General features: G+C 45.8%; 15 protein-coding genes and 1 other annotated feature. Of the genes, 14 read left to right on the top strand and 1 reads right to left on the bottom strand.

Going from position 1 to position 14041, the window contains the following annotated elements; all coding sequences use genetic code 11:
* Window positions 1-9: 9 nt before the first annotated feature.
* The 10 genes from folP (at window position 10) to C7R73_RS12725 (ending at window position 7926) form a co-directional block, all read left to right on the top strand.
* The gene (gene folP / locus C7R73_RS12770; RefSeq protein WP_239992641.1) at window positions 10-843 is read left to right on the top strand and encodes a dihydropteroate synthase; all 834 of its coding nucleotides are present in this window, start codon (window positions 10-12) and stop codon (window positions 841-843) included.
* Window positions 836-1204 carry a dihydroneopterin aldolase gene (folB, locus tag C7R73_RS12765; protein WP_106450870.1) on the top strand — a complete coding sequence of 123 codons (369 nt, stop codon included), beginning with the start codon at window positions 836-838 and terminating at the stop codon, window positions 1202-1204. Before folP ends, folB begins: the two co-directional genes overlap by 8 nt.
* 4 nt (window positions 1205-1208) lie before the next feature.
* Window positions 1209-1709, top strand: a complete 501-nt coding sequence (gene folK, locus C7R73_RS12760; protein ID WP_106450869.1) for a 2-amino-4-hydroxy-6-hydroxymethyldihydropteridine diphosphokinase — start codon at window positions 1209-1211, stop codon at window positions 1707-1709.
* An 85-nt stretch (window positions 1710-1794) separates the two neighbouring features.
* Window positions 1795-1926: a sequence feature (ribosomal protein L20 leader region), on the top strand.
* Between the two features lie 44 nt (window positions 1927-1970).
* Window positions 1971-2474, top strand: coding sequence for a translation initiation factor IF-3 (gene infC, locus C7R73_RS12755; protein WP_086943421.1), 504 nt, complete (start codon window positions 1971-1973; stop codon window positions 2472-2474).
* 30 nt (window positions 2475-2504) lie between these two features.
* Entirely contained in the window at window positions 2505-2705 is a 201-nt protein-coding gene (rpmI, locus tag C7R73_RS12750; protein ID WP_086628382.1) for a 50S ribosomal protein L35, read from the top strand.
* A gap of 53 nt (window positions 2706-2758) precedes the next feature.
* Window positions 2759-3118: a 50S ribosomal protein L20 gene (gene rplT / locus C7R73_RS12745; RefSeq protein ID WP_086628381.1), complete on the top strand. Its 360-nt coding sequence runs from the start codon at window positions 2759-2761 to the stop codon at window positions 3116-3118.
* A 112-nt stretch (window positions 3119-3230) separates the two neighbouring features.
* Window positions 3231-4316 (top strand): M42 family metallopeptidase, encoded by a 1086-nt coding sequence (locus C7R73_RS12740; RefSeq protein WP_106450868.1) that lies wholly within the window; start codon window positions 3231-3233, stop codon window positions 4314-4316.
* A gap of 118 nt (window positions 4317-4434) precedes the next feature.
* Window positions 4435-5865, top strand: a complete 1431-nt coding sequence (gene hemG, locus C7R73_RS12735) for a protoporphyrinogen oxidase (RefSeq protein ID WP_106450867.1) — start codon at window positions 4435-4437, stop codon at window positions 5863-5865.
* A gap of 237 nt (window positions 5866-6102) precedes the next feature.
* Window positions 6103-6843, top strand: coding sequence for an MBL fold metallo-hydrolase (locus C7R73_RS12730; RefSeq protein ID WP_106450866.1), 741 nt, complete (start codon window positions 6103-6105; stop codon window positions 6841-6843).
* 75 nt (window positions 6844-6918) lie between these two features.
* Window positions 6919-7926 (top strand): lipoate--protein ligase, encoded by a 1008-nt coding sequence (locus C7R73_RS12725; RefSeq protein WP_106450865.1) that lies wholly within the window; start codon window positions 6919-6921, stop codon window positions 7924-7926.
* Window positions 7927-8131: 205 nt separating this feature from the next.
* On the opposite strand, the gene trpS is transcribed toward C7R73_RS12725, so the two are convergent.
* Window positions 8132-9124, bottom strand: coding sequence for a tryptophan--tRNA ligase (gene trpS / locus C7R73_RS12715; protein ID WP_106450863.1), 993 nt, complete (start codon window positions 9122-9124; stop codon window positions 8132-8134).
* Window positions 9125-9513: 389 nt separating this feature from the next.
* Between trpS and spxA the strand changes: the two genes are divergently transcribed.
* The 4 genes from spxA (at window position 9514) to pepF (ending at window position 13947) form a co-directional block, all read left to right on the top strand.
* Entirely contained in the window at window positions 9514-9912 is a 399-nt protein-coding gene (spxA, locus tag C7R73_RS12710) for a transcriptional regulator SpxA (RefSeq protein ID WP_086985466.1), read from the top strand.
* 218 nt (window positions 9913-10130) lie between these two features.
* A complete protein-coding gene (locus tag C7R73_RS12705; RefSeq protein ID WP_234402605.1) occupies window positions 10131-10793 on the top strand; it encodes an adaptor protein MecA in 663 nt (220 codons plus the stop codon).
* An 87-nt stretch (window positions 10794-10880) separates the two neighbouring features.
* A complete protein-coding gene (locus C7R73_RS12700; RefSeq protein WP_161525950.1) occupies window positions 10881-12047 on the top strand; it encodes a competence protein CoiA in 1167 nt (388 codons plus the stop codon).
* A gap of 82 nt (window positions 12048-12129) precedes the next feature.
* The gene (gene pepF, locus C7R73_RS12695) at window positions 12130-13947 is read left to right on the top strand and encodes an oligoendopeptidase F (protein WP_106450861.1); all 1818 of its coding nucleotides are present in this window, start codon (window positions 12130-12132) and stop codon (window positions 13945-13947) included.
* Window positions 13948-14041: the final 94 nt, after the last annotated feature.

The raw sequence follows: 14041 nt of genomic DNA, 5'->3' as shown, positions 1-14041 counted from the left end.
GAATGGATTTTGAAATTAACGACAAAGACAAAAATATATGACCTGTCGCAGCGCAGCTACATCATGGGGATACTGAATGTGACGCCCGATTCGTTTTCCGACGGCGGGGAGTGGAACACGGTCGAAAAAGCTGTCGTCCACGCTATCGAAATGGTTGCGGATGGCGCCGACATCATCGACATCGGCGGAGAATCCACCCGTCCTGGCCACACCCAGATCTCTGATGAAGAGGAAATTGCCCGAGTGGTACCAATCATTGAAGCACTCAAAAAGGCAGTCGATGTGCCGCTTTCGATCGACACCTACAAGTCGGCGGTTGCCCGCGCGGCTTGTGAAGCGGGCATCGATATCATAAACGATATTTGGGGCTGCAAGTATGATCCCGAGATTGCAGTGGTGGCGGCGGCATTTGATGTACCAATCATTTTGATGCACAATCGGGAAAAGCCGGATTATGCCTTTTTGATCGAAGATATGCTGGCTGATCTGACGGAGAGTGTGCGGATCGCAGTGTCCGCAGGCGTCAAAAGGGAAAACATCATACTGGATCCCGGCTGCGGATTCGGAAAAACCTATGAAGACAATCTGAATGTAGTCCATCATCTGAAGCGATTTGTGGATCTTGGTTACCCAGTGCTCTTGGGAACGTCCCGGAAACGGTTCATCGGAACGGCTCTGGGGGATCTCCCTTTCAAGGAGCGCGATCTGGGGACAGCCGCAACGACTGCTTTGGGCATCGTGAACGGCGCCCAGCTGTTCCGCGTACACAATGTGAAGGCCAATGCGGAAATGGCACGGATGATGGATATCATGTTGAAAAAAGGAGAGAGCCCTATTGGATAAAATCTATTTGAATAATCTGCAGTTCTATGCCTTTCATGGATTGAATGCGGAAGAAAAGGTGTTGGGACAACGCTTCAACGTAGATGTTGTGCTGCACACCGATACAAAAAAAGCCGGCTACAGCGACAAAATGGAGGATTCGATCCATTACGGACATGCTTTCAAGGCCGTCAAAGCGGTAGTAGAGGGGGAAAGCTTCAACCTGATCGAAGCTTTGGCGGAACATATCGCCATCGCTTTGTTTGCGCGCTTCGATGGGCTGCAGGCTTGCCAAGTGAAAGTGATCAAACCGGATCCTCCGATCGTCGGCCATTATGATTCGGTTGCGGTTGAAATCTACCGCGAAAGGGAAGGGAGCTAAGCGCATGCCTATCGTGTACATCGCCTTAGGCACGAATCTGGAACCGCGCGCAGCCCATCTCGAAAAAGCTTTGGAGCTCTTCCGGTCTTTGGCGGATGTGGAAGTGAAACGAGTATCATCCATTTATGAATCGAAACCCGTCGGCTACCTCGACCAACCGGATTTCCTGAACCTTGTGTTCGAAGCGGAAACGGATCTGCTGCCATTGGACTTGTTGGACAGATGCCAAAGCATCGAGCAGGAGCTCGGCAGGGTACGGACCATCCGATTCGGCCCGCGCACCTTGGATGTCGACGTTGTTTTGTATGGAGCTGAAATTATTGAAGAAGAACGCCTGACCGTGCCGCATCCGAGGATGCAGGAACGCTCCTTTGTGCTGTTGCCGCTGCAGGAACTGAATCCGGAGTATGTCGTTCCGGAATGGGACAAAACGGTTAACGAATTGGTGGCGGAATTGCCAGCGAATGATCTCGAAGAAATCTGGAAATACGTACCGGAATCCTGAATGACTGAACGTATGTTGAAAATGAAGATTTTTGTTGAAATGTTCTTGACGTTTTCATTTCAACAAGGTATACTATAAAAGTTGAGAAATTAAGCAGAAGCACCCGCTTCTCGCCTAAGTGGACAATTGCGTCCCTGGGCCAGATATGTACAAGTAACTTGCAGCAATGCGAGTATTGTCGGCGGGTTATTATGACCCGCCGACTTTTTTCTGCGTTCTTTCTCTCAAATATCATGGAGGTGAACGACCATAGCAAAAGATATGATGGTTAACGACGGCATCCGTGCCCGCGAGCTACGCATTATCGGTAGTGACGGCGAGCAACTAGGAGTCAAATCGAAAAGTGATGCATTGCAGATTGCAGAAGCAGCAAATTTAGATTTAGTTTTGGTATCGCCAAATGCAAACCCGCCCGTTGCCCGTATTATGGATTACGGCAAGTTCCGTTTCGATCAACAAAAACGTGAACGTGAAGCCCGTAAAAACCAAAAAGTGGTAAGCCTAAAAGAAGTACGCTTGAGTCCTTCCATCGACGAAAATGATTTTCAAACGAAATTGCGGAATGCTCGCAAATTCTTAGAAAAAGGTGACAAAGTGAAAGCATCCATCCGATTCAAAGGACGTGCAATCACCCACAAAGAGATCGGACAAAGGGTCCTTGATCGCCTTGCATCTGAGCTTACTGACGTTTCGACGATTGAATCTCATCCTAAAATGGACGGAAGAAGCATGTTCTTGATGTTGGCGCCCAAAGCCGATAAATAAATTTGTAACTTAATTTAGGAGGAAAGACAAATGCCAAAACAAAAAACTCACCGTGGATCAGCTAAACGTTTCAAAAGAACTGGTAACGGCGGACTAAAACGTTGGAGCGCTTTTACAAGCCATAGATTCCACGGAAAAACGAAGAAACAAAGACGTCAATTGCGTCAGGCTTCAATGGTCAGCGCATCTGATATGAAACGCATCAGCCAACAATTATCACAAATGAAATAATTCTAAACAACAATACGAGATAGAACTTTGGTTCTAATAAGGAGGAAATCACTATGCCACGTGTAAAAGGTGGGACAGTAACCCGTAAACGCCGCAAAAAGATTATTAAATTATCTAAAGGTTATTACGGTTCAAAACATACATTATTCAAAACAGCTAAAGAACAAGTAATGAAATCTTATACTTATGCTTACAGAGACCGTCGTCAAAAGAAACGTGACTTCCGTAGATTATGGGTCACTCGTATCAACGCGGCTGCTCGCATCAACGGCATGAGCTACAGCACTTTGATCCACGGCTTGAAACTTGCTGGTATCGAAATGAACCGCAAAATGTTGGCTGACTTGGCTGTTACAGACGCTGCAGCTTTCACTGCAGTAGCTGAACAAGCTAAAGCTGCATTAGCTAAATAATTTTTGAATCGTTGCCTCCCCGGTCTTTGACTGGGAGTGCGGCGATTTTTTTGTTTTTCTTAGAGTAAATGCTATACTTATATTATGTCATTAAATCAATGGGGGTATCATTTTGGAAGAGAAAGAATTACAGATGCTGATCGATTTGACGGATGCTAGAGGCGTTCCGGGCAACGAAGGGGAGGTCCGCGAAGTCTTTAGGGGCTATGCCGAACCTTTCGCCGAAAGTTTTTCACAGGACGGATTGGGCGGTCTTTTTGCCAAACACACAGGCACGGAAGAGGGGCCGACCATTTTGTTGGCGGGGCACTTGGATGAAGTGGGGTTCATGGTCACGAGCATAACCGAAAAAGGCTTCATCAAATTCCAAACTTTGGGGGGCTGGTGGAATCAGGTTATGCTGGCGCAGCAAGTGGAAATCACCAACTCAAAAGGCGAACGCTGCCACGGGGTCATCGGCTGCAAACCGCCGCATGTTCTCACACCGGAAGCGCGCAAAAAGCCATATGAAATCAAAGATATGTTCATCGACATCGGCGCTTCTTCGAAAGAACAGGTAGCGGAATGGGGCATTAAGCCCGGTGATATGATTACGCCTTACATTTCCTTCAAACGCATGAACGATTCCAAATTCCTTTTGGCAAAAGCTTGGGATAACCGCATCGGATTGGCTGTGGCGCTCAAAGTGTTGGAAAATGTCGCCAAAGCCGGGCACCCGAATGTGATTTTCAGCGGCGGGAATGTCCAGGAGGAAGTAGGTCTGCGCGGCGCGAAGACGGCCACGCACATGATCCGTCCGGACATCGCGTTCGCCTTGGACACAGGTACGGCAGGGGATACCCCGGGAATGACGCCTCAAGAAGCGGATTCCGAATTAGGAAAAGGGCCACAATTATTGATTTATGATGCGTCGATGATCCCGCATCGTGGCTTGCGCGACTTCATCGTCGCCGTTGCCGAAGAATGTGAAATTCCATTCCAGTACACAGTCATAACGGGCGGCGGCACGGATGCCGGTGCCCAGCATCAGAGCTTGGATGGCATTCCCTCCTTTGCAATCACGGTGCCGGTACGTTATCTGCATTCGCACACGTCCATGATCCATGAAGACGACTATCTGAATGCAGTCAAATTGGTCACGGAATTAGTCAAACGTTTGGATGCCGATACAGTCAAACAGATCCGCGAAAACGTATAAAAACAAGAGCAGTATGAATATCTGTCGAAAAGTATCCACATATTTTCGTTGATGGATAGAGTAAGATATAGATAATGATAAAGTGGGTATCAAGAAAGAGTGAGGAGGGGATGGCAGGATGGAGAAGATGAAAAGACGTATCGCGATCATCGGCGGCGGGTTGAGAGGATTGACGGCCGCTTATGAAATCGATAAAGCCATCCGGGAACAAAACCTCCCGTTTGAATATGTCGTTCTGGAGGATCGATCCTCTGTCGGCGGCATGATCCACACGATCGATATGGACGGGTATGCGATTGATGTAGGAGCAACGGCTTTCGATTCGAGACGGACGGATATTTCTGGTTTTCTGCAGGAATTGGGCTTGGAAAATGAAAAACAATTCAGCACTGGGGGCAAACTGGTGTTGTTCGATGGAAATGCAGTCATTGATGATGTTATGCCAACCTACCACGGCATGCCCCTTTTTCTTAACGATATTTGGCAGGCCAATGGACTGACCTTGGATGCAAAGCTGCGGGCATTCATGAACGGCATTTTTCTGTCCAAAAGCCTGCATGAGAACCCGGAATATTCAACCGACAACTTTTTGGAGTTCCGTTTGGGTCGGGAAGTGGTCGATTACATGGCTGAGCCCTACTATCCGGATAACGTCTATGGCTCCATGGAACTGATGCCGATAAAATTATTCGATGAAAATTTGGTGACCATCTACGGGAAGGCGCATATCGGCAAGCACAAAAAAGAGCAGCTGATGCGCTATGCCGATGGGTCCGGCCAGGAGTATAGCTTCAAGGAAGGTTTAGCAACTTTAACTAAACGTCTGGCCCAACATACAGAAGGCCATCTATACCTGAATCAGAAAGTGAAGTCGTTGAGCACTGTGTCAGAAGACCTTCTGTTGATTGAATTGAACGGACGCGAATCCATGCGGGCAGGTAGTGTTGTCGTCACAACAAACCCCCAGGAATCCCTTGGGTTTTTGGAGGGCTTCTCTAGTGAAATTTCTTTTCCGAAGGCCCAAAGTACGAGTGTCGGTACAGTTTTCTTCAAAATAAATAAAAAATCGGTCAAAAATATGCCTGAAGGGCAAGGGTTTGTGATTCCGCGAAGAAGTTCCTTCCATAGCACGAAGGTTGTCGTTTTGAACAACAAATGGCCGCTGTTTAAACAAGCGGACTATTATTACGTGCTTGTGGAATTCGGCAGACGTCTTGAAGAAACATTGATAGAATTAGCCGATGATCTTGTGATGGATATCATCAAAAATGAAGTGAAGGAAATTTTGGCTCTGAGCGAGGAACCTTTGCAGTCCACTTTTTATCGCTGGGAAAAGGCTGTGCCCCATTTCAGTCTGCAGCAACGGCAAGAGATGCTGGATGCAAGCTATCCAGTCTGTCAAGAGTATGCAAAAAGAGGCGTTTTTGTCGGGGGGAACGGAATCACTGGTTATGGCATGGAAAATGCCGTCATTGAGGGCAAACGCTTAGCCCATGAGGCAATCCGCTACATGAAAAAAATGGAAAATAATGACACTCCGAATGCATAATGGAACAGTCAGCCGATCTGTGTGTTTACAGATAATGGCGGACTGTTTTTAATTTCATATAGTGTTTGTTTTTGTTTGGTGCTATAATGAATCCAATGATATAAAACTGTTTCTTTTTCGTGTTAAAACTGTTTCTTTTCGTTGCCGTGAAAGAGTTTACCGTTGAGGATGGCTAGAGGCATGATATAATCTGGATAGGATTCTTTGCTTATCAGATATTGGATTGGAGGACGTTTAATGGAATTGACTATTTTGGGCTGCATGGGCGGCTATCCCACAAAAGATGTCGGTACGACAGCTTATCTGCTGACATCCGATGATTTCAGATTATTGATCGACGTCGGCAGCAACGCTTTGTTGTCGCTGGAGCATCATCTGGACCCGTTGGATTTGGATGCGGTGATCCTGACGCACTATCACGCGGACCATATTGCGGATTTGGGTGTCCTGCAATATACTTTTCAGCTTAAAGAGCCTGCAGCAGGCAAGTCAAAAAAAATACTGCCGATATACGGTCATACTGAATCGGAATTCTTTCGCTTGTTGGCGATGACGGGAGTGAGTGAAGGGATTGCCTATGAGCCAGAGGAAACATTGGGATTGGGGCCATTCCGGATCCAATTTTTAAAAACCATCCATCCGGTTCCGTGCTATGCGTTGCGGATCGAAGAGATCGCCACTGGGAAAGTCTTCGTTTTCGGTGCGGATTCGGCCTATTTGGAGGCATTTGTGCCCTTTGTGAAGGCTGCTGACCTGTTCTTGGCTGATGCGAACTTGTTCAATGGCAATGAGCGTCACCATGCGCATATGACTGCAGGCGAAGTCGGGGCGATAGCCGAAGAGGCAGCAGTCAAACAGCTGATCCTGACGCATTTGCCTCAAAAAGGCGAGCTTTCCGTGCTGCTGGATCAAGCGAAAGAGGCTGCACCGTCCGTGTCCGTCACGCTTGCCGAAAAGGACCGGATCATCACAATCTGATCGCGTCCATCAACCAGAACGAAGCGAAACAGTACGAAAAAACAAATCGAATGAAGAATGGGAGAGGAAAAACTTATGTATTTTGTGGATAATCAAGGACAGTTGGATCCCAGCGTAAACATTGCCTTGGAGACATTTTTATTGAAGGAAAAAATCTTGGACGAGCCGATCCTATTGTTCTATATCAATGAGCCGTCGATCATCATCGGCCGCAACCAGAATACGATCGAAGAAATCAATGCGGATTATGTCGAAGCGAATAAGATACACATCGTCCGCCGTATGTCCGGTGGCGGCGCGGTATACCACGATCTGGGGAACTTCTCTTTCTGCTTCATCACGAAGGATGACGGTGATTCTTTCCGCGATTTCGGAAAATTCACAAAGCCGGTCATTTCCTTTTTGCATAGCGTAGGCGTAAAGGAAGCTGAATTAAAAGGCAGAAACGATTTGGTAATCGGAGAGAAAAAATTCTCGGGGAATGCCATGTATGCGACAAACGGAAGGATGACCGCCCATGGGACGATCCTATTCGACTCTGATCTGGATGCCGTAACCGGTGCATTGAAACCACGCAAAGAGAAAATCGAATCGAAAGGCATCAAGTCGATCCGCAGCCGCGTGACCAACATCAAACCTTTTGTTGATGAGGCTTATCAAAACCTGACTACGGAAGAATTCCGAGATTTGATGCTGTTGTCGATTTTTGATGTCGAAACGCGTGAAGAAGTAAAAGAGTACCATTTGACCGATGATGATTGGAAACGCGTATATGAAATCCGCGAAGAGTATTTCGGCAACTGGGATTGGAATTACGGCAAATCACCTAAATTCGAGATCCAAAAACATCATCGTTTTCCGATCGGGTCCATTGAAGTTCGCATGAACGTGGAGGACGGTCATATCCAACAGCTGAAGGTTTTTGGAGATTTCTTTGGACTGGGAGAAATCAAAGATGTTGAGGATGCTTTTATCGGGGTCAAATATGCCAAAGAGGATATCCTGGCTAAATTGAATGAACTTGACATCAAAAAATATTTCGGCAATGTGACAGCGGAAGAATTGCTTGAAGAATTGTACTGATAAAGAAAGAGAAGCCCCGCAAATAGCGGAGCTTCTCTTTTACATCTTTATGGCTGATCGAACCCGTTCAGCATTTCTTGTCCAGCTTCACGAGTTAGCCCTTCGGAAATTAGATAAATCATACCTATTGCGCTCTACGATGCTCATACGGTATGATTTCCTAAATTTCTTTCAGGGCTAAACCAACTCGTTCAGCTTTTATTGTCTATCTGTGGAGGCCGATTGCTGTTTCCATGCGTTTCAATGTTTCAGAGGCAATTGCATTCGCTTGTTTTGCGCCTGCATCCAAAATGTCATCCAATTCTTTGGAACTCAATAATTCGTAATAGCGATTCTGCATCGGTTCCAATTCAGCGATGATGGCATCGGCTAATTTTTCTTTGAAATTACCGTAGCCCGAGCCGGCGAATTCGTTGACCAAGTCATCGATCGAGCGATCGGTAAAGGCTGAGAAAATCGTCAATAAGTTAGAGATGCCAGGCTTGTTTTCTTTGTCGTATTCAATGATGCCGCTTGAGTCGGTGACGGCACTCTTGATTTTTTTGCGGATTACTGTTGGCTCATCCAGCAAAGAGATATACCCTTTGGTATTTTTGTCGGATTTGCTCATTTTACTTGTAGGGTCTTGTATGCTCATGATCCGGCCGCCGTCTTCTGGAATCATAGGCTCGGGCATGGAGAGGATTTTTTTGCCTTTTCCATACTTGTTGTTGAAACGCTGCACAAAGTCCCTTGTCAATTCCATGTGTTGCTTCTGATCTTCGCCGACAGGGACGAAATCCGTATTGTAGAGGACGATATCCGCTACCATCAAAGGAGGGTAGGTCAGCAATCCGGCCGAAACCGTCTCTTGTTTGGATGATTTATCTTTGAATTGGGTCATTCTCTCCAATTCGCCCAGGTAAGTGTTGCATTGGACGATCCACGCAGCTTGAGCATGGGCAGGGACTTCGGATTGGATGAAGATGGTCGATTTGTTAGGATCGATTCCCAGCGCTAAATAAAGAGCCGCCAAACCACGTGTCCGTTCGGTCAAAGTGGCGGGATCTTGTGGAACAGTTATCGCATGCTGGTTTACGATGCAGTAGGTGCAGTCATACTCTTCTTGACGCTGCACGAATTGTTTCATCGCTCCGATATAGTTCCCGATTGTCGGGATACCGCTGGGCTGAACGCCGGAAAATATTTTCTTTTTCATAGAAAGCCTCCTAGTTTAAGTACGTCACTTTTCATTATAACGCAAATCAGGTTTGTATTCACGATTTAATTCTGGTGCACAAAATCGGATGATAGCAGAGAGAATGGAAGCGTTTTTAAAATTTAGGCTTAATTCGGAAAAAAATAATTATCAAACGATATTTATTATAAATTGAAAAATTTCGGAATTGAGATATGTAAGGCGAAAACGCCGTTAAATAAGGTTTTCACAAACTATTTACTGACTATTAAAAAGTGCGAATGTGTCGTAAATGTGACAGAAATTTGCAGAGCCCTTAAAAAAAGGATAGCTATTGTGCTTGGATTGGTTTATAATAATAGTTGTAAGTGGTTCACAAATAAAACTTACGAATAAAGGAGAGATCAGAGATGGTAACATTATATACTTCCCCAAGTTGTACCTCATGTCGTAAGGCACGTGCATGGCTAGAAGACAATAACATCCCTTATACTGAAAGGAATATATTCTCCGAACCTTTGACAGAAATTGAAATAAAAAGCATCCTGAAAATGACTGAAGAAGGCACTGAGGAAATTATTTCCACTCGATCCAAAGCATTCCAAGAACTGAACATCGACTTAGACGAATTACCTTTAAATACATTATTCACTTTGATCGAGGATAATCCCGGCCTGTTGCGACGTCCGATTATTCTGGACGAGAAGCGTTTGCAAGTGGGATACAACGAAGACGAAATCCGTCGTTTCTTGCCGAGGGAAGTCCGTGCGCTGGAATTACAAAAAGCGCAGAGATTGGCAAACTTCTAGTCAACAGCAATTAAACAGGATATGGCAGACAAGTGCACCGGACAAACGGCTGTACTTGTCTTTTTTGACCACTAAACTTTAGTATTTTGACAGGAAAGCAACGCTCAGATGAGAAAACAAATGAGAAGTTGAAAGATTTTGTGCTTTTGTCTTTACATTTTTGCGATTTGATTTACAATGGGTATAAGAAAAATAGGGAAAGAAAAGTGGGGTGAAGCATGATGGAAATGGAAAACATCAACGAAAACACAATTCGCGTTTTGATTGAGAATTCTGATTTAGAGGAAAGAGGCATCACCTTTCTGGATTTATTAGGAAATCAAAAGCAAATCGAGAGCTTTTTCTACAGCATCCTCGAGGAAGTCGATGTTGATAATCAATTTCATGAATCAGATGCAATTACTTTCCAAGTGCTGCCTAATGGGAATGGGTTAGAGTTATTCATCAGTAAAGGGATGAATAATGAAGACGACTTCGACATGGCGAATGGCTCCAATCAATTGGAGCATGTAGTGGATTACATCAAAAAACAGACAAAGAGTTTCAACGCACGCGACAAAACGGATGCTGAATCTGAAGAAGATGATATGGCACCTTTGGAAGTCGTATTTAAATTCCAGAGTTTTGATGACTTCTTGGAGCTGGCGAAACGGATGTTTTTGGAGAGCGGCGTATCTTCGCTTTACTATTATGATAATCAATATTATTTGACGGTTGTCTACTTCATCGATGAGATGACGGAAACGAATATCGACAATGAAATTTTGAAGGCCTTGGAATTTGCGGAGGAATCTGATATCGCTGTTGAGATATTAGGCGAATACGGCAAGTTGGTCATCCAAGACAATGCATTGGAATCAGCCAGACACTACTTTAAATAACTAATCTGATCCGACCCCGAAAAGGGTCGGATTTTTTCTTGTCCATTCGCGGATATTATGGGAAAGAGACAGAAAGGGCGGCTGCTTATGTTGATCGCTAGAAATGCTAATGGGGAACTGGTTCAAGCTTACCAAGCCTCAAAACAAAAAGACAAGAATGGTGAGGAGTATTATTGCCCGGCCTGCAAGGGGAAGCTGGTGCTGAAAAATGGAAACATCATGGTTGCGCATTTTGCACACCACCAACATTCGAATTGCGCCGTTTTTTCGGAAGGCGAAACGCTTCCCCACCTGAAAGGGAAGCAGTTGCTTTTGGAGAAATTCAAAAGTGAAGGGTTTGAAATCATGTTGGAGTGTTGGCTGCCGGAATTGCAGCAGCGTCCGGATCTCCTGCTAGTTCTTGCAGATGGAAAGAAAATCGCCTTGGAGTACCAATGCAGTCCGATTTCGCCTGCAGATCTGTTGGAACGGACCAGGGGATACAAACGATTCGGCTACGAAGTATGGTGGATTTGCGGGATGAATTATCAACCAGGTAGCATCAAAATGACGCAGTCTGTCTATCAATTCTTGAAGCATTCCATCGAACTTGGAAGTTGGATCGGTATTTTGGATACCCAGACAGAAGAAATAGCCATCTATCACCACCTCAAGTTGGGGAGTGATGATCGTTTTCATTTTGTGAAGACGGCGATTCCGGTGGATGACCTTAAAGTTGCTACTTTAGAAAGTCTTTACAGAAAAGGTTGCTTACCCGGTTGCGACGATTTGATGCCTAAAGCTTACGAAAAAAATGTCCCACGAAAGCATATGCAGGCGAAGGATATCAATCTGTTGCGGTACCGCACCGACCCGGAGCACCGGAAATTTCTGTTGGCGGTCTATCTCGATCGGAAGGACCTTTATCATTTGCCGGCATTCCTGTTCGAATTGCCTTGCCGAACATTAGGCATCCGCACACCGGCCTACATTTGGCGGTACTATCTTCTCCGGGATTTCAGCGATCCGGAAACGACAACACCTCTCACAAAAAAGCAGTTGCTTGGTTGGCTGTCAAAATGCATACGCATGAACATGATCCGGACAAGGACGTCGAAGGAAACTGATGAGGCGAATTTATGGGAACCGTTGCTCCAATTCATGATGCGACTGGTCGAGGATGGGCATGCCGCAGCCATCGGCAGGGAAGAATGGGTCCTGCTGTCCGCACCGTTGGAAGGAAAAACGGATGGTCATCATTCTTGCTTGGGTTAGAAGCTGTATATTCTTGCCAGTATCCTTTCGGTCCCAAGGTATGATAAAATTATACTATTGAGAAATTAGAGGGGGAAACCGCATGACAAACACACAAAAACGACTGAAGAGAGCGGATGTCCCGGAGACTTCCACATGGGATTTGACAGCGATCTTTGCGACAGATGAAGCTTTCGAGAAAGCGTTGGACGAATTAGCGGGTGCAGTGCCGTTCGTGAAGGCCTTGCAAGGATCCATCGGCTCAAGCAGTCAATCTTTGCTGAAAGGGATTGAAGAAGTCCTCAAGATTAACCAGAAATTGGAACGGGTCTATGTTTACTCCCATCTGAAGAATGATCAGGATACCGCAGATAACCTTTACCAAAATCTGCACGACAAAGCCATTTCGATCTTGACGAGCGTCAGTGAAGCGACTTCTTGGTTCGAACCGGAAATATTGGAGATTCCGGAGGACGAGCTGGAGAAATACTTGGCAGAAAACGAAAAGCTGCAGCCGTATGCGCATCTGTTGGATAGCCTAACCTCTGCTCGTGAGCATGTCCTGTCCGCCAGAGAAGAAGAGCTGTTGGCGGGGGCTGGGGAAATTTTTGCTGCGCCAAGCAAAACTTTCTCGGTTCTCAATAACGCAGACATCACATTCCCGACAGTGAAGAACGAAGAGGGCCAAGATGTCCAACTGACTCACGGTCTGTATGGTAAATTGATGGAAAGTCCGGATCGGGAAGTGCGCGAAGGAGCTTTCAAAGCGCTCTACCAAACGTATGAGGGTCTAAAAAATACGTTTGCGACCACCTTGTCCACGAACGTGAAGGCGCACAATTACAAAGCCAAAGTGCATAAATATGAATCCGCCCGGGCAGCGGCGCTGGCGAACAATCACATTCCGGAATCGGTTTATGATACGTTGCTGGATGTAGTCAACGAACATCTGCCTTTGCTGCATCGCTATGTGGACTTGCGTAAGGAGTTGTTGGGTGTAGAGGAGTTGCATATGTACGATATGTATACGCCGTTGACGGGGGAAGCTCCGATCAAATACAGCATCGAGGCGGCGACGGAAGAAACCTTGAAAGGTCTTCAGCCGCTTGGAGAAGATTATCTGTCTATACTCAAGGAAGCATTCGGCAACCGCTGGATCGACTGGCTTGAGAATGAAGGCAAACGCAGCGGAGCTTACTCTTCCGGCGCATATGACACGAATCCGTATATCCTGATGAATTGGCAAGATTCATTGAATCAACTGTATACCTTGGTCCATGAATTGGGTCACAGTGTGCACAGCTACCTGACGAGAAAAAATCAGCCTTATGTGTACGGCGATTATTCGATCTTCCTGGCCGAAATCGCTTCGACGACGAATGAAAATATTTTGACTGATTATTTGCTGAAGACCCAAACCGATCCAAAGGTCCGCATCTATATTTTGAATCATTACCTGGACGGCTTCAAAGGGACGATTTTCCGCCAAACCCAATTTGCTGAATTCGAGCACTACATCCATCAGCAAGCCTTGGCAGGTGTGCCGTTGACGCAAGATTTCATGACTTCCTATTATGCAGAACTGAATGCCAAATATTATGGTCCGACAGTCGAAAAGGATCCTGAGATCGGCATCGAATGGACCCGCATCCCGCATTTCTACTATAATTATTACGTATACCAATACGCTACCGGCTTTTCGGCTGCAACGGCATTGGCAAAACGCATCGTGGAGGGTGAAGAAGGCGCGCTGGAGAAGTACCTTTCCTATCTGAAAGCAGGAAACAGCGACTATCCGATTGAAGTGATGAAAAAAGCAGGCGTGGATATGACCCAGTCCGCTTATATCGAGGATGCTATGAAAGTGTTCGAGGAACGTCTGAATGAACTGGAACAATTGATTGCAGCGCAACAAGCGTAGTCAAAAAGAGCACCTTTAATAAAATAACACGTTATAAAAAAAGGGCTCTCTGTCAAATGGTGTTGATGAGACATTCTATCTGTTGAAATAAGGG

Source organism: Trichococcus alkaliphilus (assembly GCF_003008695.1).
Classification (GTDB): domain Bacteria; phylum Bacillota; class Bacilli; order Lactobacillales; family Aerococcaceae; genus Trichococcus; species Trichococcus alkaliphilus.
The sequence above is the reverse complement of the archived record's forward strand: the minus strand, read 5'-3'. Positions and strand labels throughout refer to the sequence as shown.